21 protein-coding genes are annotated in these 18,911 nt (G+C 72.2%); 1 reads left to right on the top strand and 20 read right to left on the bottom strand.

Features of this window, described 5'->3' with window-relative positions:
* Positions 1–17 precede the first annotated feature (17 nt).
* From PKE99_RS09650 to glyA, 14 genes are all read right to left on the bottom strand, one after another.
* Complete coding sequence (locus PKE99_RS09650; protein WP_037044720.1) at positions 18–599, bottom strand: cob(I)yrinic acid a,c-diamide adenosyltransferase; 582 nt, start codon at positions 597–599, stop codon at positions 18–20.
* A gap of 129 nt (positions 600–728) precedes the next feature.
* On the bottom strand, positions 729–1,166 hold the full coding sequence (locus PKE99_RS09645) for a DUF2550 domain-containing protein (RefSeq protein ID WP_051737279.1): 438 nt from the start codon (positions 1,164–1,166) through the stop codon (positions 729–731).
* A 33-nt stretch (positions 1,167–1,199) separates the two neighbouring features.
* The gene (locus tag PKE99_RS09640) at positions 1,200–1,592 is read right to left on the bottom strand and encodes a F0F1 ATP synthase subunit epsilon (RefSeq protein ID WP_037044719.1); all 393 of its coding nucleotides are present in this window, start codon (positions 1,590–1,592) and stop codon (positions 1,200–1,202) included.
* Between the two features lie 4 nt (positions 1,593–1,596).
* On the bottom strand, positions 1,597–3,033 hold the full coding sequence (gene atpD, locus PKE99_RS09635) for a F0F1 ATP synthase subunit beta (protein ID WP_037044717.1): 1,437 nt from the start codon (positions 3,031–3,033) through the stop codon (positions 1,597–1,599).
* Positions 3,033–4,046 (bottom strand): F0F1 ATP synthase subunit gamma, encoded by a 1,014-nt coding sequence (locus tag PKE99_RS09630; protein ID WP_037044714.1) that lies wholly within the window; start codon positions 4,044–4,046, stop codon positions 3,033–3,035. The genes atpD and PKE99_RS09630 overlap by 1 nt, the downstream gene beginning before the upstream one ends.
* A 13-nt stretch (positions 4,047–4,059) precedes the next feature.
* On the bottom strand, positions 4,060–5,706 hold the full coding sequence (gene atpA / locus PKE99_RS09625) for a F0F1 ATP synthase subunit alpha (RefSeq protein WP_037044711.1): 1,647 nt from the start codon (positions 5,704–5,706) through the stop codon (positions 4,060–4,062).
* Between the two features lie 37 nt (positions 5,707–5,743).
* Positions 5,744–6,574 carry a F0F1 ATP synthase subunit delta gene (locus PKE99_RS09620; RefSeq protein WP_037044708.1) on the bottom strand — a complete coding sequence of 277 codons (831 nt, stop codon included), beginning with the start codon at positions 6,572–6,574 and terminating at the stop codon, positions 5,744–5,746.
* Positions 6,574–7,116, bottom strand: a complete 543-nt coding sequence (locus PKE99_RS09615) for a F0F1 ATP synthase subunit B (protein ID WP_037044704.1) — start codon at positions 7,114–7,116, stop codon at positions 6,574–6,576. The genes PKE99_RS09620 and PKE99_RS09615 overlap by 1 nt, the downstream gene beginning before the upstream one ends.
* Before the next feature lie 39 nt (positions 7,117–7,155).
* On the bottom strand, positions 7,156–7,362 hold the full coding sequence (atpE, locus tag PKE99_RS09610) for an ATP synthase F0 subunit C (RefSeq protein ID WP_037044700.1): 207 nt from the start codon (positions 7,360–7,362) through the stop codon (positions 7,156–7,158).
* 74 nt (positions 7,363–7,436) lie between these two features.
* Entirely contained in the window at positions 7,437–8,219 is a 783-nt protein-coding gene (gene atpB / locus PKE99_RS09605; protein WP_037044698.1) for a F0F1 ATP synthase subunit A, read from the bottom strand.
* 57 nt (positions 8,220–8,276) lie between these two features.
* A complete protein-coding gene (locus PKE99_RS09600; protein ID WP_063739738.1) occupies positions 8,277–8,516 on the bottom strand; it encodes an AtpZ/AtpI family protein in 240 nt (79 codons plus the stop codon).
* 270 nt (positions 8,517–8,786) lie between these two features.
* A complete protein-coding gene (locus tag PKE99_RS09595) occupies positions 8,787–9,233 on the bottom strand; it encodes a Cg1360 family ATP-synthase-associated protein (RefSeq protein WP_051737277.1) in 447 nt (148 codons plus the stop codon).
* A 35-nt stretch (positions 9,234–9,268) separates the two neighbouring features.
* Positions 9,269–10,507 carry a glycosyltransferase family 4 protein gene (locus PKE99_RS09590; RefSeq protein ID WP_051737324.1) on the bottom strand — a complete coding sequence of 413 codons (1,239 nt, stop codon included), beginning with the start codon at positions 10,505–10,507 and terminating at the stop codon, positions 9,269–9,271.
* Positions 10,508–10,529: 22 nt separating this feature from the next.
* Positions 10,530–11,804: a serine hydroxymethyltransferase gene (gene glyA, locus PKE99_RS09585; RefSeq protein ID WP_037045032.1), complete on the bottom strand. Its 1,275-nt coding sequence runs from the start codon at positions 11,802–11,804 to the stop codon at positions 10,530–10,532.
* Positions 11,805–12,010: 206 nt separating this feature from the next.
* Here glyA and PKE99_RS09580 point away from each other — a divergent pair, with 206 nt between their 5' ends.
* Complete coding sequence (locus PKE99_RS09580) at positions 12,011–12,754, top strand: TetR/AcrR family transcriptional regulator (protein ID WP_051737276.1); 744 nt, start codon at positions 12,011–12,013, stop codon at positions 12,752–12,754.
* Here PKE99_RS09580 and PKE99_RS09575 read toward each other — a convergent pair.
* The 6 genes from PKE99_RS09575 to rho all read right to left on the bottom strand — a co-directional run.
* The gene (locus PKE99_RS09575) at positions 12,741–13,187 is read right to left on the bottom strand and encodes a DUF559 domain-containing protein (RefSeq protein WP_051737275.1); all 447 of its coding nucleotides are present in this window, start codon (positions 13,185–13,187) and stop codon (positions 12,741–12,743) included. The genes PKE99_RS09580 and PKE99_RS09575 overlap by 14 nt on opposite strands.
* Before the next feature lie 628 nt (positions 13,188–13,815).
* The gene (locus tag PKE99_RS09570) at positions 13,816–14,475 is read right to left on the bottom strand and encodes an L-threonylcarbamoyladenylate synthase (protein ID WP_037045027.1); all 660 of its coding nucleotides are present in this window, start codon (positions 14,473–14,475) and stop codon (positions 13,816–13,818) included.
* Between the two features lie 211 nt (positions 14,476–14,686).
* Entirely contained in the window at positions 14,687–15,547 is an 861-nt protein-coding gene (prmC, locus tag PKE99_RS09565) for a peptide chain release factor N(5)-glutamine methyltransferase (protein WP_037044695.1), read from the bottom strand.
* A gap of 7 nt (positions 15,548–15,554) precedes the next feature.
* Complete coding sequence (gene prfA / locus PKE99_RS09560; protein WP_051737323.1) at positions 15,555–16,637, bottom strand: peptide chain release factor 1; 1,083 nt, start codon at positions 16,635–16,637, stop codon at positions 15,555–15,557.
* A 92-nt stretch (positions 16,638–16,729) separates the two neighbouring features.
* On the bottom strand, positions 16,730–16,948 hold the full coding sequence (gene rpmE, locus PKE99_RS09555) for a 50S ribosomal protein L31 (RefSeq protein ID WP_037044689.1): 219 nt from the start codon (positions 16,946–16,948) through the stop codon (positions 16,730–16,732).
* A 170-nt stretch (positions 16,949–17,118) separates the two neighbouring features.
* Positions 17,119–18,911: transcription termination factor Rho (gene rho, locus PKE99_RS09550; protein WP_271214869.1), on the bottom strand; the 1,793-nt coding region annotated here is incomplete at its 5' end.

Genomic DNA, 18,911 nt, shown 5'->3' with positions numbered 1-18,911 from the left:
CGGTATCGGCTCCCGGGTCAGCTCCCGCCCTCGGGCCCACCCGGCTGCCACAGCACGTCGCCGTCCGGGTTCGCGGCGCGGCAGAGGATGAACAGCAGGTCGGAGAGCCGGTTCAGGTACTTGGCGGTCAGCGGGTTGGTCCGCTCGGCGTCCGTTTCCAGGAGCGCCCAGACGCTGCGCTCCGCCCTCCGCGCGACCGTGCGGGCGACGTGCAGGTACGCGGCGCCGGGCGTGCCGCCGGGGAGGATGAACGACGCCAGCTTGGGCAGGTCGGCGTTGAACTCGTCGCACCAGCCCTCGAGCCGGGTGATGTACTTCTCGTCGATCCGCAGCGGCGGGTACTCCGGATCGGGGACGATCGGCGCACAGAGGTCGGCGCCCACGTCGAACAGGTCGTTCTGCACCTGCCGCAGCGGCGCGAGGAGCCGCTCCTCGAGCTGCCCGACGGTGACGGCGACGCCGACGGCCGCGTTGCACTCGTCCGTGTCGGCGTAGGCCGCGAGCCGGCGGTCGGTCTTCGGGACGCGGCTGAAGTCGCCGAGCGCGGTGGTCCCGTCGTCGCCGGTCTTGGTGTAGATCCTGGTCAGGTGCACGGCCATGGGCCGAGCCTAACCCGCCGAGCATTATGGAACCATACTGCGGTTCATCGCCCGAAATCACAACATTATGGTTCCATAACGCTTCGAAAGAGGCGCGGAAATCGCATTATGGTTCCATAGTGCGAGTAGTCAGCTGGCCTGCCGGTAGCCGGTGCTGCGGCCCGGCGGAGTGGCCTCGAGCCAGGCCAGGAAGCCGGTGAGGACGTCCTGGGACATGGCCAGCTCGACGTCCTCGCCGTGGTCGCGGCACCGGAGCACCGCGGTGGCGTAGGGGATGGCGAAGGACTCCTCGGGCAGCGGGGCCCGCCGGTCCACGATCTCGACCTCGGTGCGGTCGATGGCGACGGTCGGGCCCACCCGGAAGCTCGTCAGCCGGTACCAGGCGAACTCGTCCCCGCGGTAGCGCCCCACGCCGAAGTGCCAGTCCGTGACGGCGAAGCGGCGGCGCAGACACAGGTCCACGCCGCCGCCCCGCATGAGTCGTACCCGCCGAACGGCGAGCCAGCCCAGCAGCAGGCACGCGAGCAGCAGCACGACCCCGACCACGATCGCCACGGTCCCGGCCACTGCTGCGTCGACGCTCCCGCCTGCTGTCCGGGCCTACTGCCCGGCCGCGGCGGACTCGGCCGCCCGCAGCCGTACCTCGGCCCGCTTGCGCGCCGCCGCGCCCTCCTCGTCGGACGAGTCCGCGCGGTCGAGCGCCGAGCGGGCGCGGCTGACGTCGATCTCGTCGGCCAGCTCGGCGAACTCGGCCAGGATCGACACGCGCTCCGGCGAGATCGACAGGAAGCCGCCGTGCACGGCCACGGTGAGCGGCGAGCCCTCCACCGGGTCGATCCGGACGACGCCCGCCTCCTCGAGCTGCGCGAGCGTGGGCTCGTGGCCGGGCATGATGCCCAGCTCGCCCTCGGTCGTGCGGGCGAGCACGAAGCTCGCCTCGCCCGACCAGAGCCGCCGCTCGACCGCGACCAGCTCCACCGTCATCTCAGCCATATGGTCAGCCCTCGAGCTTCTTGCGGTTCTTCTCGAGGTCCTCGAGACCACCGCAGAGGAAGAAGGCCTGCTCGGGCACGTCGTCGAACTCGCCCTTGGCGATCTTGTCGAACGACTCGATGGTCTCCTTGAGGGGGACCGTCGAGCCGGCCTGGCCGGTGAACTGCTCGGCGACCAGCAGGTTCTGCGACAGGAAGCGCTCGATCCGGCGGGCCCGGCCGACGAGCTGCTTGTCCTCCTCGGACAGCTCGTCGATACCGAGGATCGCGATGATGTCCTGCAGGTCGTTGTACTTCTGCAGGATCCGCTTGACCTCGTTGGCGACGCGGAAGTGCTCCTCGCCGATGTACTGCGGGTCCAGGATCCGCGAGGTCGAGCTCAGCGGGTCCACCGCCGGGTAGATGCCCTTCTGCGAGATGGGGCGGGAGAGCTCCGTCGTCGCGTCCAGGTGGGCGAACGTGGTGGCCGGCGCAGGGTCGGTGTAGTCGTCCGCGGGCACGTAGATCGCCTGCATCGAGGTGATCGAGCGGCCGCGGGTCGAGGTGATCCGCTCCTGCAGCTCGCCCATCTCGTCCGCCAGGGTCGGCTGGTAGCCCACCGCCGAGGGCATCCGGCCCAGCAGCGTGGAGACCTCGGAGCCGGCCTGGGTGAACCGGAAGATGTTGTCGATGAAGAGCAGCACGTCCTGGTCCTGCTCGTCGCGGAAGTACTCCGCCATCGTCAGGGCCGAGAGGGCGACGCGCATACGCGTGCCCGGCGGCTCGTCCATCTGCCCGAACACCAGGGCGGTGTCGTTGATGACGCCGGACTCGGTCATCTCCGTGATGAGGTCGTTGCCCTCACGGGTGCGCTCGCCGACACCGGCGAACACCGACGTACCACCGAAGTTCTTGGCGACACGGGTGATCATCTCCTGGATGAGCACCGTCTTGCCCACGCCGGCACCGCCGAACAGGCCGATCTTCCCGCCCTGCACGTACGGGGTGAGCAGGTCGATGACCTTGATGCCGGTCTCCAGCATCTCGGTCTTGCCCTCGAGCTGGTCGAAGTTCGGCGCCTTGCGGTGAATGCTCCACAGGTCACCGGTCGGCTTGAAGTCCGCATCGTCCAGGCAGTCGCCGAGCGCGTTGAACACGTGCCCCTTGACCTGGTCGCCGACCGGCACCGAGATCGGGCGGCCGAGGTCCTCGACCGTCTGGCCCCGGACGAGGCCGTCCGTCGGCTGCATGGAGATCGCGCGGACCAGGTTGTCGCCCAGGTGCAGGGCGACCTCCAGGGTCAGCGTCTTCGCCAGGTCGCCGAACTCCACCTTCACCTGCAGGGCGTTGTAGAGGTCTGGGACGGCGTTGCGCGGGAACTCGACGTCGACGACCGGGCCCGTGACCCGGACGACGCGGCCCGTTGTCGTGCCGGCGGCCGTGTTCTCAACGGTGGCGGTCATCAGCTCTCACTTCCTGCGCTGACGAGAGCGTCGGCGCCACCGACGATCTCGCTGATCTCCTGGGTGATCTGGGCCTGACGGGCCTGGTTGGCCTCCAGCGTCAGGGTACGGATGAGTTCGTTCGCGTTGTCGGTCGCGGCCTTCATGGCCCGCTGCCGGTTGGCCGACTCCGACGCCGCCGACTCGAGCAGCGCCGCGAACAACCGCGCCCCGACGTACTTCGGCAGGAGCGCGTCGAACAGGACGTCCGCACTCGGCTCGAAGGCGTAGAGCCGCGCCGGGCCGTCGTCGGAGCCCGGGCCCGACTCGCCGGGCCGGACACCGGTCGCGCCGCCGGTCTCCGTCTCCGACGTCGTGGCGTCGACCCCCTCGCCCTCGCCGGCGTACTCGACCTCCATCGGCGCCATCCGCCGCGCCTGCGGCACCTGGTTCACCATGTTCCGGAACTGCGTGTACACCAGGTGCAGTTCGTCGACGCCGCGGACACCGTCGTCGCCGTCGGACTCGTCGGTGTCGTCCGCCCCCGCCATGAACGCCTTCACCAGGGTGCGTGCCACCTCGGCGGCGTTCTCGTAGTTCGGCTGCTCCGAGAACCCGGTCCAGGAGGCCTCGATCTGCCGCCGGCGGAACCGGTAGTAGTTCACGCCCTTGCGCCCGACCACGTAGAGCACCGGCTCCTTGCCCTGGTCCCGCAGGAGCGCCTGGAGCTGCTCGGCCTCCTTGAGCACGTTGGCGTTGTAGCCGCCCGCCTGGCCACGGTCGCTCGTCACGACGAGGACCGCGGCCCGCTTCGGGTTCTCCCGCTCGACGAGGAGGGGGTGGTCGAGCGCCGAGTTGCTGGCCAGCTCGGTGAGCGTGGCCGTCATCTGCTCGGCGTACGGCTTGGCCTCCTCGACCCGCGCCCGGGCCTTCGCGATCCGGGAGGTCGCGATGAGCTCCATCGCACGCGTGATCTTCTTGATGGACTGCGTCGACCTGATCCGCCGCCGCAGCACACGGATCTGTGCCGCCATCGGTCCCTACCCGTCAGCTCGAAGCCGGCGCCGGCTTGTTGACCTTGACCGTCTCCTGGTCGACCTGGTCCTCGTCGAGGGCCTCGGCCTTCTCCTCCTTGACCACGGAGGAGCCGTCGGACGCGGTGAAGTTCCTCTTGAACTCGTCCACCAGGCCCTTGAGCCGGTCGACGTTCTCGTCCTTGAGCAGCCCGGTGTCCCGGATCTCCGCGAGGACGCCCTCGTGGTTGCGGCGGACGTGGTCGAGGAACTCGGTCTCGAAGCGCGAGATGTCCGCGACCGGGACCGTGTCGAGCTGGCCGGAGGTGCCGAGCCAGATCGAGACGACCTCGTCCTCGACCGCGAACGGCGCGTACTGGGCCTGCTTGAGCAGCTCGACCAGGCGCTCGCCGCGGCCCAGCGCGGCGGCCGACGCGGCGTCGAGGTCCGAACCGAAGGCGGCGAAGGCCTCCAGCTCGCGGTACTGGGACAGGTCCAGGCGCAGGGAGCCGGACACCGAGCGCATCGCCTTGATCTGCGCCGAGCCACCGACCCGGGAGACCGAGATACCGACGTTGATAGCCGGCCGGACGCCCTGGTTGAACAGGTCCGACTCGAGGAAGACCTGGCCGTCGGTGATCGAGATGACGTTCGTCGGGATGTACGCCGACACGTCGTTGGCCTTGGTCTCGATGATCGGGAGGCCGGTCATCGAGCCCGCGCCGAGGTCGTTCGACAACTTGGCGCAGCGCTCCAGCAGGCGGGAGTGCAGGTAGAAGACGTCGCCCGGGTAGGCCTCGCGGCCCGGCGGGCGGCGCAGCAGCAGCGAGATCGCGCGGTACGCCTCGGCCTGCTTGGACAGGTCGTCGAAGACGATGAGCACGTGGTTGCCGGCGTACATCCAGTGCTGGCCGAGGGCCGAGCCGGTGTACGGGGCGAGCCACTTGAAGCCGGCCGGGTCGGACGCCGGGGCGGCGACGATCGTCGTGTACTCGAGCGCGCCCGCGTCCTCCAGCGACTGCCGGATACCGGCGATCGTGGAGCCCTTCTGGCCGATCGCGACGTAGATGCAGCGGACCTGCTTCTTGGGGTCGCCCGACTCCCAGTTCTGCCGCTGGTTGATGATCGTGTCGACGCAGACCGCGGTCTTGCCGGTCTTGCGGTCACCGATGATCAGCTGGCGCTGGCCGCGGCCGATCGGGGTCATCGCGTCGATGGCCTTGATGCCGGTCTGCAGCGGCTCGCGGACCTCCTGGCGCTCCATCACGGAGGCGGCCTGGAGCTCCAGCACCCGGCGGGTCTCGGCCTCGATGTCGCCCAGGCCGTCGATCGGGGCGCCCAGCGGGTCGATGACCCGGCCCAGGAACTTGTCGCCGACCGGCACCGAGAGGATCTCGCCGGTCCGCTTGACCTGCTGGCCCTCCTCGATCCCGCCGTAGTCGCCCAGGATCACGGCGCCGATCTCGCGCGCGTCGAGGTTCAGCGCGACACCCCGCACGCCCCCCGCGAACTCGAGGAGCTCGTTGGTCATCGCCGAGGGCAGGCCCTCGACGTGGGCGATGCCGTCACCGGTGTCGGAGACGGTGCCCACCTCTTCGCGGGAGGTCCCGGTCTCCAGCGACGAGACGTAGCTGGAGATCGCACTCCGGATCTCCTCCGGGGAGATCGTCAGCTCTGTCATGGCTGTCGTCAGTTCCTTCTCTTCGAAACGGGGGCGGTCAGCTGGGGATCGACCGGCGGGCCGCGGCGAGCTTGCCGGACACACTGCCGTCGATGACCTCGTCGCCGACCCTGATGACCATTCCGCCCAGCAGGCTCTCGTCGAGCTCCACCTGCAACGCGACGTCCCGGCCGTAGAGGCGCGTGAGGGAGGCGGTGAGCTGCCGCTCCTGCGCCTCGCTCAGGGCGACCGCCGTGCGCACGTAGGCGACCGAACGGTTGCGCCGGGCCGCGGCGAGCTCGGACAGCTCCTCCGCGGCGACGTCGAGGTGCCGGGCCCGCGGGGTCCGCACCAGGTCCCGCAACAGCGCCGCGGTGACCGGGTAGACCTTGGTGCCCAGCACCGAGTCCAGCAGCCCGACCCGCCTGTCCGCCGGCACGTCCGCGTCCGACATCAGGGCCGTGAGCTGCGGCTCGCGCTCCAGGATCCGGCCGAACCGGAACAGCTGGTCCTCGACGTCGTCGAGGGCGCGCTGCTTCTCGGCCGCGGCCAGCAGCGCCGTGCGGGCCAGCGACTCGGTCGCCTCGACCAGGTCGGCGGGACCGGACCAGCGGGCCGCGACCAGGTCCCCGACGCTCTCGAGGGTGGCCGGCGCGACCTTGCCGCTCAGCACGCCGTCGGCGAGCCGGACGCGCTGCTCCGACGAGGTGGCCGGGTCGGAGAGCGCCCGGCGCAGGGTGCGCTCGGCGACCAGCAGCCGGGTGACGGCGTAGAGCTCCTCGCCCAGCTTCTGCCGGTCTCCCGCGGCCAGCGGGCCGAGCCGGGTCTCGAACCGCTGCGCGACCTCGCCCAGCGACTCGCGGCTGGTGGCCGCCAGGACGAGCGCCATCAGCTCGCCCCGGTCGTCTGGGCCGGGGCCATCGCGTCGAGCTCCGAGAGGAAGCTGTCGACGGTGGCCGACCGGCGCCGCGGGTCGGCGAGCTCCGACCCGAGGATGCGCTCGGCCAGCTCGGCCGACAGGCCGCCGATCTCGCCGCGGAGCGACCGCTCCGCGGACTCGCGCTGCGCCACGACCTGCTCCTCGGCACGCGCCCGGATCCGCGCGGCCTCCTCCTCGGCCTCGGTGCGCAGCTCGGCCTTGATCTGCTGACCCTCGGCCCGGGCGTCGTCGCGGATGCGCGCCGCCTCGGCCCGCGCGCCCGCGAGCTGGTCCTCGTACCGCTTCTTCAGCGCATCGGCCTCGGCCTGCGCCGACTCGGCCCGCTTGAGGCCGCCCTCGATCTGGTCCGTGCGCTCCGCGTACAGCTTCTCGAACTGCGGGAACACGGTCTTCGCGAGGACCCAGAACAGCAGGCCGAACGCGACGAGACCGACGATGATCTCGGCGAGGTGCGGGACGAGCGGGTTCAGCTCCTCCGCGGCGATTGTCATGGTGTGCTCCTCCGCGTCACCTGTGGTTCAGGGGGTGCGTCAGAGGGCGAACGCGAGCACCAGGCCCAGAATCGCGAGGGCCTCGGAGAGGGCGAAGCCGATGAACGCGATGCCCTGGAGCTGGCCGCGGGCCTCCGGCTGGCGGGCGACGCCGTTGATGAAGGCCGCGAAGACGATGCCGACGCCGATACCCGGGCCGATGGCCGAGAGGCCGTAGCCGATGGCGTTCAGGTTACCGGTGATCATTGCGCTTTCCTTTCGATCCGGGTCCGCGGCCGTCCCGCGGTTCCGAAGGGTCTCTGGGTGGGACTCGACGGGACCTAGTGGTCGTCCGCGAGGACGGTGCCGATGTACGACGCCGTGAGCATGACGAAGATGTACGCCTGGATGACCTGCACGAACGCCTCGAAGAACGTGAAGACGATCGCCATCAGGAAGGCGAACGGGGACAGCACCTTCAGCTGCCAGTCGCCCGCCTCGAGCAGCATGTACTCGCCGCCGAGGACGAAGAGCAACAACAGCAGGTGGCCGGCGAACATGTTGCCGAAGAGCCGCAGCGACAGCGTGACCGGCCGCAGGACCAGGTTCGACAGGAACTCGATCGGCGTGAGGATGATCCGCACCCACCACGGCACGTCCGGCGGCCAGGTCGACAGGCGCACGTAGCCGCCGAACCCGTGCTTGCGGATGCCCGCGTACGTGAACACGACGTACACGAGCGCGGCCAGCGCGTAGGGCACGCTCGGGTGCGAGAAGGTGGGGAACTGGATGAACGGGATGATCCCGAACAGGTTGTTCACCAGGATGAAGGCGAACAGCGCGGTCAGGAACGGCACGTACTTGACGAAGTCGCGCCCGCCGATCATGTCCCGCGCGATCGTGTTCCGGACGAGGCCGTGGAAGGCCTCGCCGAGGAACTGCGTCTTCCCCGGCACGAGCGCAGGCTTGCGCACGGCCACCAGGAAGAACGCGGCGATGATGACCGCCGCGAGCACGAGCTCCAGGACCGGCTTGGTCACGGGCCCGAAGACCGGCGGCAGCTGGAAGTCCTCGACCCCCGGGGCTTCGAACCCCGGCGCCGGGGCGGTGGCCGTCGTGGTCACCCAATGCTCCTTCCGGTTCCGCCGTCCGGGGAGCCGGAGCCTGCGGAATCGAGACGATCAGGACTTAACGTACCTGACGTAGATCAAGTACATCGAGGCCGCCGTACCGACCAGCAGGCCGGCCACGGTGAAGCCCCGTAGGTCGAACAGTTCGTCCACCCCCCACCCGATTCCCCCGAAGAGGAGGATTCCGGTGAGGAGGTGCGACAGAGCGGTCCAGGCCTCGCCGGGTGGCGGCGTGCGCCCCGACGTCCCGCCGGGGCCGCCGCTCGCCTTGTGCGGCCGTTCCTGCTCCATCACGACGGACCCTATCAGCCGGGTTACGGCGCACTTACCCGGTACGACCTGCCTCGACGGCCCCGGGCGGCCCGATCCTTACCCTCCGGCACCCCCACGGGCGCCCGACGTCGCTCTATCGCCTGTAGAAGTTCCGGGAGCGTGTGACGCAGGTCGCTTTGAGAGCGCCATCACGGACATCTCGGACACCGCGGACAGGATCCGCAACTTCACCCGATCAGCCCAACGAGCGAGTCTCGACGACCTGGGCGAGCAGGTGCGGACGACCCGTCAGACGTCGACGGACGGAGCCTTCGCGCGCACGAACCCGACGACCTCGCCGGCGATCCAGCCGACGGTGACGCCCAGGAGGCTGAAGGCGAAGGTCTGGTTGTCGAAGAGGGTCGTACCCCGGAAGACGAGCAGGAAGACCAGCAGGATCACGAACTTGCCGGCGAAGGACGCCATCGCGCCCACCATCACGCCCCCGGGCGTCGCGCGGGCCGTCCCCTTCATCACCGCGGTGCCGATGAACCCGAGGGCCAACCCGATCACCACCCCGAGCAGGCCACCGATCAGGCCGGGAACACCCCGCAGCAGCACCGACAGGACGATCGCAACCACGCTGACCGCGACACCACCCACGATCGCGGCCTTCTGCATGGCGGCGGCCAGCCGCAGCACGGTGCGGACGTGCGGCTGCTCGGCCGCGGGGGCGGGGTCCGGGTTCTCGCTCATGGTCACTCCTCGTCGGCCGGGACGGGCCGCTGGTGTCAGGTCCGCCCGGTGGCTCGCGGCGGGGCGCCGGGTCGGGGCGGCCCCGCGGACCCGGCCCGCCGCGCGGTGCGGGCGCGCGGCACGGCGGTGGCGAGCACCGCCACGCCCAGGCCGAGCGCGACCGCCCACAGCACGAAGGCCGGGTCGTCGATCAGGGCGAGCGCCACCGCGCCGAACGCGAGGATGCCCGCCCACAGGTAGATCAGGAGCACCGCGCGCCGCTGGCTGTGCCCGATCTCCAGCAGCCGGTGGTGCAGGTGCATCTTGTCAGGCGAGAAGGGGCTCATCCCGGCCCGGGTGCGCCGGACGACCGCCATGAGCAGGTCCAGCAGCGGCACGAACACCACCGCGGCCAGCACGATGAGCGGGGCGAAGAGCGCCAGGACGTCCGTGCCGTCCGTGGTCGTGGTGATCGGGATCTTGCCCGACGCGCTCGTCGTCGCGGCGGCGAGCATCAGCCCGATCAGCATCGAGCCGGAGTCGCCCATGAAGATGCGGGCCGGGTTGAAGTTGTGCGGCAGGAACCCCAGGCATGCCCCGGCCAGCACGGACGCCATCAGCGCGGGCGGGTAGGCCGCCGCGTCGTTGCCGTTCTCGCGGATCAGGCCGATCGCGAAGGCACAGGTCGCGGTGGCGGCGATGAGGCCGATGCCGGCGGCGAGCCCGTCGAGCCCGTCGACGAAGTTCATGGCGTTGACCAGCGCGACGGTCAGCACCACGGTGAGCACGACGCCCTGCTCGGGCCCCAGGGACAGGATCGAGCCGGAGATGCCGGTCCCGCCGCCGCCCCACGGGATCCAGAACACCGAGAACTGCACGCCGAACAGCACCAGCACGCCCGCCGCGGTGACCTGGCCGGCGGCCTTGGTGATCGCGTCGAGCTCGAAGCGGTCGTCCAGGGCGCCCACCGCGACCAGCAGCACGGCCGCGAGCAGCACGCCCTGGACGTCCCGCGAGTAGTCGAAGGCCAGGCGCAGCGCGGGCAGCTGGGCGGCCAGCCCGATGCCGGCGAGCACGCCGCCGAACATCGCCAGCCCGCCCCACCGCGGCGTCGGCGTGACGTGGACGTCCCGGCCGCGCGGCCAGGCCACGGCGCCGAGCCGCAGCGCCAGCACCCGCACCAGGCCGACCAGCAGGAACGTCACGACGGCGGCGGCCAGCCCGACCAGCAGGTACTCCCGGATCGGGAGGCCCAACCCGAAGGAGGACTGGCCGTACGAGGACTGGGCGAGCACCACCGCGTGCGCGCGGGCCGGGTCAGCCGCGCGGGTAGGCGGGGGCGCGCGAGACCAGGGCGGAGACGGCCTGCGCGACGTCCGCCAGCTCGCGATCGCCCGCCGTGGTGCCGTGCTCCGCCTTGACCGCGCGCGCCAGCAGCGAGGCGATCTCCGCCATGTCCGACTCGACCATGCCCTGCGTGGTCGTGCTGGGCGAGCCCACCCGGATGCCCGAGGGCTTCATCGGCGGGGCCGGGTCGTACGGGATGGCGTTCTTGTTCAGCGTGATGCGGGTCAGGTCGCAGCGGGCCTCGGCCTCGCCGCCGGTCACGCCGATCGGGCGCAGGTCGATCAGCGCGAGGTGCGTGTCGGTGCCACCGGAGACGGCGCGCATGCCCTCGGCCTCGAGGCCCTTGGCCAGCGCCTGCGCGTTGGCGATGACCTGGTTCGCGTACGCCTGGTAGGCGGGCTGCGCCGCCTCCTTCATCGCGACGGCCTTCGCGGCCACCGAGTGCATCAGCGGGCCGCCCTGGGAGAACGGGAAGACGGCCTTGTCGATCGCCTTCGCGTGCTCCTCACGGGCGAGGATCATGCCGCCGCGCGGGCCGCGCAGGACCTTGTGCGTGGTCGCGGTGACGACGTCCGCGAACGGCACCGGCGACGGGATCGCCTTGCCGGCGACCAGGCCGATGAAGTGCGCGGCGTCGACCATCAGCTTGGCGCCGACCTCGTCGGCGATCTCGCGGAACCGCGCAAAGTCGATCAGCCGGGGGTAGGCCGTGGCGCCCGCGATGATGATCTTCGGCTTGTGCTCCAGCGCCAGGTCGCGGACCTGGTCGTAGTCGATGAGCTCGGAGTCCTCGCGCACCGTGTAGGACACGGCGTGGAACCAGAGGCCCGAGAAGTTGACCTTGCTGCCGTGGGTGAGGTGGCCACCCTGCTTGAGGTCCATGGCCAGCACGGTGTCCCCGGGCTTGGCGAAGGCCGCGTAGGCGGCGAGGTTCGCGCTGGCGCCGGAGTGCGGCTGGAGGTTGACGTGCTCGGCGCCGAACAGCGCCTTCGTGCGCGCGTTGCCGATCTCCTCGGCCTGGTCCACGACCTGGCAGCCGCCGTAGTAGCGGCGGCCCGGGTAGCCCTCGGCGTACTTGTTCGAGAGCGTGGACCCCAACGCCGCGAGGACGGCCGGGCTGGTGAGGTTCTCGCTGGCGATCAGCTGCAGTCCGCCGCGGAGGCGCTCCAGCTCGTCGAGGACGACGCCGGCGATCTCCGGGTCCTCCTGCTGCAGGGCTCCGAAGTCCGGGCCCCAGAACGGCACGTCCTGACCGGGGGCGTTCTCGCTGTGCGCACTCACGGTGGACCAGGCTACCTGCGGTTCCTCCCCGTCCGACGAGGACCCGCTCACAAATCCACGGTCCTGCGGAGCGTCACCGGGTCGTGCACGGACCGTACGACCCGGGGCGCTTTCCGGATCGGTGCTCGCTGATGTGGACGCCGCTCCGCCAGTGCTGGGAGACTCCTCGCATGACCTCCCCCCGCTCCGCGCCCCGGACGGCCCGCGAGCGCGTCCGCGCGCAGCTCACCGCCGAGATCGTCGACGTCGCCCGGACGCACCTCGCCACCTCGGGCGCGGCGGCGCTGTCGCTGCGGGCCGTCGCGCGGGAGCTGGGGATGGTGTCGTCGGCGGTCTACCGGTACTTCCCCAGCCGGGACGACCTGCTCACCACGCTGATCGTCGAGGGCTACGACGCGCTGGGCGAGGCCGCCGAGCTCGCCGAGGCCGCCGTCGCGCGCGAGGACCTGCTCGGCCGCTGGCACGCGGCCTGCACCGCGGCCCGGAGCTGGGCGCTGGCGCACCCGCACGAGTACGCGCTGCTCTACGGCTCCCCCGTGCCCGGGTACTCGGCGCCGCAGGACACCACGGGCCCCGCGGGTCGCGTCGCGCTCGTGCTGGCCGGTGTGCTGCGGGACGGGATCGCCTCCGGCGCCGTCACTCCCCCACCCGGCGACGACGACGCCACCATCCACCCCGGCCTGCTCGACGAGCTGGGCCTCCCGGAGGGCACCGGGCTCGGCGGACGGCTGGTGCTGGCCTGGTCGGGCCTCTTCGGCGCCATCGGCTTCGAGCTCTTCGGCCACACCCACAACGTGGTCGTGGCGCACGAGGAACACTTCCACGCCCTGTCCACCCGCCTGGCCGCCGAGGTGGGCCTCCCGGCTCGATCATCAGGAGCTGAGGGCTGTCGGAGCATGATCATCGAGACGTGAGCTCCTTCTCGGCGGCGAGGAGCGCGGTGTGGTGGGCCAGCTGGGCACCCACCAGGCGCAGAGTGCGCTCCGGGTGGCGAACGATGTCGGCTGCCTGGAAGCGCATCGTGTGCCACCCGAGCGCACCGGTCCGCAGGTCGCGCTCGCGGTCGAGGGCGTCGTCGTGGTCGCCGCCGTCGTACTCGAGGGCCAGCCTGGCCTGCGGGTACGCCAGATCGAGGCGGGCGATGGTTCGACCGCCGGCCTCGCACAGGACGTACTGCACGACCGGTGCGGCGAGCCCGCCGAGCACCAGGACGAGCCGGAGCCTGGTCTCCATCGGCGACTCGGCGCGCGGCGCGGCGAGGGCGACTACGCGCTCGAGCCGCCGGGAGCCGCGAGCGCCGGGGTTCGCCGCGCGGCGGGTCAGCAGGGCGGCAGGGTCGAAGCACAACGGGCCACCCGGCCGGGCGGTCGGGCCGGCGCGTCGACGGCGACGACCGCTTCCACCAGGTCGAGGCGCCTCGCGAGGTCCCATGCGGTCCGCACCCGCCCGGTGACCACGACCGCGCCTCCACCCGGTGGCCCGACACGGCGGAGGTCGTGCGGCGCGGCCGTGCCCTGGTGCCCCAGCAGGCCGGGGTGGCGCGGGACATGGGCCGGCACCAGCACCTCGGCCGGTGCCCCGCGGCTCACACGACGCCCCCAGCAGCTGTGCCGCCGAGTATCCGGCGAGCACGCCGCCCCGCCGCTCGACGTGTAGGTATGCGGCGCGGCTCGGCACGTCGAAGGTCGGCGCGAGGCCCGCCGGCACGTAGACGTCGGGGAAGACCCGCACGAAGCGCGGGCCGCGGAGCACGCCGCGGGTGATCAGGCCGGCGCGGACGGCGTCCGAGCCGAGGAACGGTGAGTCGAGCACCCTCGCACGCTCACCGCCCCCGCTACGCCGCGGGCCGGAATGCGCACGGCCGGCACCGAGGCCCGCGCTGACCGCGGCTCCCCGCGCCCGAGCATGATCGACAGGAGCTCCAGGTCGATAGGGCGACCGCTGCGAGCCCTCAGCTCCTTCTCGGCGAAGCCGGTCAGCCGAGGGGGACGTCCTGGCCCACGACCTCGGCGACCTGGGCGCGGGTGACCGCGCCCTCGCGGAGGATGCGGGGCTGCTTGCCCGTCAGATCGACGATGGTGGAGGCCACCGGGTCGCCGCTGGGGCCGCCGTCGAGGTAGAGGGCCACGGAGGAGGCGAGCTGGTCGAGGGCCTCGGCGGCGGTGCTCGCGGGCGGGCGGCCGGAGATGTTCGCGCTGCTCACGGCCATGGGGCCGACCTCGCGGAGGAGCTCGAGCGCCACCGGGTGCAGCGGCATCCGCAGCATCACGGTGCCCTTGGTGGAGCCGAGGTCCCACGACAGCGACGGGGCGTGCGGCAGGACGAGGGAGAGCCCGCCCGGCCAGAACGCCTCGATCAGCGCGCGGGCGGTGGCGGGGACGCCGAGGACCAGGCCGTCGATCGTGGACCACGACCCGACCAGCACGGGCACCGGCATGTCCGGGCCGCGGTGCTTGGCGGCGAGCAGGCTGCGGACCGCGGTCGAGGAGAAGGCGTCGCAGCCCAGGCCGTACACGGTGTCCGTCGGCAGCACGACGAGCTGTCCGGCCCGCACGGCGCGGGCGGCGGCGGCCAGCCCCTCGACGCGGGCGTCGGGGTCGGAGCAGTCGTAGACGGGAACGGCCGGAGCAGTCACGTCGGGCACCCTACGACCGAGCCCCGACGCCCGTGTCCGCACCCCCGATGACATGCAGAACTCCCGACTCGCGGTGCCGGTGCTCCCGACTCGCGGTGCCGAACCTCCCGACTCGCGGTGCCGAACCTCCCGACTCGCGGTGCCGAACCTCCCGACTCGCGGTGCCGAAGCTCCCGACTCGCGGTGCCGAAGCTCGCGACTCGCGGATCGGTCAGGCGGGGGTGGTGCGACGGGCGGTCGCGAAGCGGGGGCGGCCGTTGAGGTCGGCGTGCTCCTGGACCTCCGTGAGCACCTTGCGCCGCCGGAGCAGGGCGGGGACGGACTCGCCGTGGGTGTCGTCGTGCTCGATCGCGAGCCCGCCGCCGTACCGCAGCAGGGTCGCGGCGAGCGAGATCACCGCGGGGATGAGGGCCAGCCCGTCCGCCCCGCCGAACACGGCGACGGCAGGGTCCCAGTCCGCGACCTCGGGCGGCACCGGCGTCCCCTCGGGCACGTACGGCGGGTTGCACACCACGAGGTCGACGCGGGCCTCGAGCTCGGGCAGCGGGTCCGGCCAGCGGACGTCCGCGGCGTGCAGCGTGACGCGGTCGCCGTGGGCCGCGATGTTCCGCCGCGCCCAGCTCAGGGCGCCGGGGTCGATGTCGACGGCGTGCACCCGCGCGTCGGGACGGCTCTCGGCGAAGGCGAGCGCGAGCGCCGCTGTGCCGGTGCACAGGTCCACGACCAGCGGGTTCTCGACGCCGCGCAGCTGCCGCAGGCCCCACTCGAGGAGCAGCTCGGTCTCCGGGCGCGGCGTGAACACCCCGCGCCCGACGGCGACCTCGACGGGTCCGAGGACGGCCGTGCCGAGGACGTGCTGCAGCGGCTCGCGGGTGGCGCGCCGGGCCACGAGCCGACGCAGCTCGTCCACCTGCGGCGGGTCGACGAGCGGGTGCAGCATCAGCCGCCCGCGCGGCACGCCGACGACGTGCGAGGCCAGGAACTCCGCCTCCACCCGGGGCGACTCGATCCCGGCCGCCGCCAGCGACCGCTCGGCCTCCGCGATCGCCACCCGCAGGGGCTCCCGGCTCACGCGTGCCTCACGCGCCCTCGGCGGCGGCGATCGCCTCGGCCCGCTCGGCCTTCGTCAGCGCGCCGACGACGTCGTCGAGGTCGCCGTCGAGCACCGCGGAGAGGTTGTGCGCCTTGTAGCCCACCCGGTGGTCGGAGATCCGGTTCTCCGGGAAGTTGTAGGTGCGGATGCGCTCGGACCGGTCGACCGTCCTGACCTGCGACTTCCGCTCCGCCGACGCCGCCGCGGCCTGCTCGGCCTCGTGCAGCGCCTGCAGCCGGGACCGCAGCACCTCCATGGCGCGCGCCCGGTTCTGCAGCTGCGAGCGCTCGTTCTGGCAGCTCACGACGATCCCGGTGGGCAGGTGCGTGATGCGCACCGCCGAGTCCGTGGTGTTGACGCTCTGCCCGCCGTGCCCGGACGAGCGGAACACGTCCACCCGGATGTCGTTCTCGTCGACCTCGACCTCGGCGTCCTCCCCGGTGTCGGGGTAGACGAGCACGCCGGCTGCCGAGGTGTGGATGCGCCCCTGCGACTCGGTGACCGGGACGCGCTGCACCCGGTGCACGCCGCCCTCGAACTTCAAGGCGGACCACACGCCGTCCGGCGTCGGTGCGCGGGACTTGAGGAGCAGGGTGATGTCCTTGTACCCGCCCAGGTCGGAGCCGACGGAGTCGAGCACCTCGACCTTCCAGCCGCGGCGCTCCGCGTAGCGGGTGTACATCCGCACGAGGTCGCCCGCGAACAGCGCGGACTCCTCGCCGCCCTCGCCGGACTTGACCTCCATGACGACGTCGTCGCCGTCGTGCGGGTCGCGCGGGACCAGCAGCTCGGCCAGGCGGGCCTCCAGGCCCGGGATGCGCGCCGCGATCTCCGCCGCCTCGGCGGCGAACGCCTGGTCCTCGGCGGCCAGCTCGCGCGCGGCGGCCTCGTCCGACCGTGCTCCGGCCAGCTCGCGCGCCACGGCGACGACCGGGCCGAGCTCGGCGTAGCGCCGGCCGAGCCTGCGGGCCGTGGTCGCGTCGGCGTGCACCGCCGGGTCGGCCAGCCGCGTCTCCAGCTCGGCGTACTCGTCGATCAGCGCGTCCACGCCTGCCGCGCTGCTGCTCACCGCCACCACGTACCCCGCTCTCCCTGGTCGTCACCCCTGACATGCGAACGGCGCCCGGCCCCTGGTGAGGGGACGGGCGCCGGACGGGGAAGCTACTTGGCGGCCTTGCGCTTGCCGTAGCGCGCCTCGAAGCGGGCGACGCGGCCACCGGAGTCCAGGATCCGCTGCTTGCCCGTGTAGAAGGGGTGGCAGGCGGAGCAGGTCTCGACGGTCATCGAGCCGCTGGTCTTGGTGCTGCGGGTGGTGAACGAGTTGCCGCAACCGCAGGTGACCTGGGTCTCGACGTACTGGGGGTGGATGCCCTCACGCATGGGATGTTCCTCTCGAAGATCGGCCGCCGGGTCTCACACCCCTCGCCGTTCGGGGGCTTCCGGGGGCGGAGCCCCCGGATGTGGGTGAACCGGAGCCGGATGCGTACGGACCCATTCAACCACCCGGCCCCGGCGGGGATTCCCACCGGGGCCGGGCGTCGAGGCGCGGGTCAGTCGTCGTTGCCGAAGTTCCCCGGCGTGGTCTTCTGGACCTGCATGAGGAACTCGATGTTGGTGCGGGTCTTGCGGAGCTGCCCCAGCACCAGCTCGATCGCCTGCTGGTGGTCGAGCGCGGCGAGCACGCGGCGGAGCTTGACGCTGATGGCGAACTCGTCGCCGGACATCAGCAGCTCCTCCTTCCGGGTGCCGGACGCGTCGACGTCGATCGCCGGGAAGATCCGCTTGTCCGCGAGCTTGCGGTCCAGCTTGAGCTCGGCGTTGCCGGTGCCCTTGAACTCCTCGAAGATCACCGTGTCCATCGTCGATCCGGTCTCGACCAGCGCGGTGGCGAAGATGGTCAGCGAGCCGCCGTCCTCGATGTTGCGCGCCGCACCGAGGAACCGCTTCGGCGGGTAGAGCGCGGTCGAGTCGACACCACCGGACAGGATCCGGCCCGACGCGGGGGCGGCCAGGTTGTAGGCGCGGCCCAGCCGGGTGATCGAGTCCAGCAGGACGACGACGTCGTGCCCCATCTCCACCAGCCGCTTCGCGCGCTCGATGGCGAGCTCGGCGACCGCGGTGTGGTCCGACGGCGGGCGGTCGAAGGTCGAGGCGATGACCTCGCCCTTCACCGACCGCTGCATGTCGGTGACCTCCTCCGGCCGCTCGTCGACGAGCACGACCATGAGGTGGACCTCGGGGTTGTTCGTGGTGATCGCGTTGGCGATCGACTGCAGCACCATCGTCTTACCGGCCTTCGGCGGCGAGACGATCAGGGCGCGCTGGCCCTTGCCGACCGGCATGACCAGGTCGATGACCCGGGTGGTGAGCTTCGACGGCTCGGTCTCCAGGCGCAGCCGCTCGTTCGGGTAGAGCGGGGTGAGCTTGGTGAACTCCGGCCGCTGCTTGCCCGACTCCGGGTCGCGCCCGTTGATGCTGTCGATGCGCACCAGCGGGTTGAACTTCTGCCGCTGCTGCTCGCCCTCGCGGGGCTGGCGGACGGCGCCGGTGATCGCGTCGCCGCGGCGCAGACCGTGCTTGCGGACCATCGACAATGACACGTAGACGTCGTTCGGGCCGGACAGGTAGCCGGTGGTCCGGACGAACGCGTAGTTGTCCAGGATGTCGACGATGCCGGCCACCGGCAGGAGGACGTCGTCGTCGCGCACCTCGGTGTCGACGTTGCGCTCGCCGCCCCCGCGGGTGTCGCGGTCGCGGCCCCGGCGGCGGTCCCGGAAGCGGCGCCCGCGGCGACCGCGGCCGTCGCCGTCCTCGTCGCCGTCGTCGTCCGCCCGGGAGTCCCGCGGCTCGTTCCGGCCGTCCCCGCGGCCGTCCCCGCGGTTGTCGGTGCGCTCGTTGCGGTCGGTGCGGTTGCGTCCGCCGCCCTCGCCGCGATCGTTGCGGTCGTTGCGGTTGCGGCCGCGGTTGCGCCCGCCCTCGCCGTCCCGGTCGGACCGCTCGCCGCGGTCGGACTTCTCCTTCTCGGGGGCGCCGACGCTCGCGGCCACCGCCTCGAGGGTGTCCGACTGCGGCTCGCCGCCGGAGCGGCGGCGGGTCTGGCGGCGGCGGCCGCCCTCCTCGCCCTCCGGCGACTCGGCGGGCTGCCCGCCGGCCTGCTCGGGGGCCGGGGCGGCACCGTTGGCGGCCTGCTCGGGCGCGTGCCCGTTGACCTGCCCGTTCGCCACGTCGGCGGCCGGGGCGACCCCGTTGACGCCGGGGGTCGGCTTGGGCTCCGGGGCGCCCGCGGGCCGGGTCGCCGCGCGGCGGCGCCGGGTCGGGGCGGGGGCCTCGGCGGAGGCGGGGG

The organism is Pseudonocardia halophobica (genome assembly GCF_027922425.1).
Taxonomy (GTDB): Bacteria; Actinomycetota; Actinomycetes; order Mycobacteriales; family Pseudonocardiaceae; genus Pseudonocardia; species Pseudonocardia halophobica.
This window is presented reverse-complemented; position numbering and strand designations above follow the sequence as displayed.

Bases quoted from the DNA above. Each gene is read 5' to 3' on its own strand.
- PKE99_RS09650 (WP_037044720.1), bottom strand. From the start codon at position 599: ATGGCCGTGCACCTGACCAGGATCTACACCAAGACCGGCGACGACGGG.
- PKE99_RS09640 (WP_037044719.1), bottom strand. From the start codon at position 1,592: ATGGCTGAGATGACGGTGGAGCTGGTCGCGGTCGAGCGGCGGCTCTGG.
- atpD (WP_037044717.1), bottom strand. From the start codon at position 3,033: ATGACCGCCACCGTTGAGAACACGGCCGCCGGCACGACAACGGGCCGC.
- PKE99_RS09630 (WP_037044714.1), bottom strand. From the start codon at position 4,046: ATGGCGGCACAGATCCGTGTGCTGCGGCGGCGGATCAGGTCGACGCAG.
- atpA (WP_037044711.1), bottom strand. From the start codon at position 5,706: ATGACAGAGCTGACGATCTCCCCGGAGGAGATCCGGAGTGCGATCTCC.
- PKE99_RS09620 (WP_037044708.1), bottom strand. From the start codon at position 6,574: ATGGCGCTCGTCCTGGCGGCCACCAGCCGCGAGTCGCTGGGCGAGGTC.
- PKE99_RS09615 (WP_037044704.1), bottom strand. From the start codon at position 7,116: ATGACAATCGCCGCGGAGGAGCTGAACCCGCTCGTCCCGCACCTCGCC.
- atpE (WP_037044700.1), bottom strand. From the start codon at position 7,362: ATGATCACCGGTAACCTGAACGCCATCGGCTACGGCCTCTCGGCCATC.
- PKE99_RS09600 (WP_063739738.1), bottom strand. From the start codon at position 8,516: ATGGAGCAGGAACGGCCGCACAAGGCGAGCGGCGGCCCCGGCGGGACG.
- PKE99_RS09595 (WP_051737277.1), bottom strand. From the start codon at position 9,233: ATGAGCGAGAACCCGGACCCCGCCCCCGCGGCCGAGCAGCCGCACGTC.
- PKE99_RS09580 (WP_051737276.1), top strand. From the start codon at position 12,011: ATGACCTCCCCCCGCTCCGCGCCCCGGACGGCCCGCGAGCGCGTCCGC.
- rpmE (WP_037044689.1), bottom strand. From the start codon at position 16,948: ATGCGTGAGGGCATCCACCCCCAGTACGTCGAGACCCAGGTCACCTGC.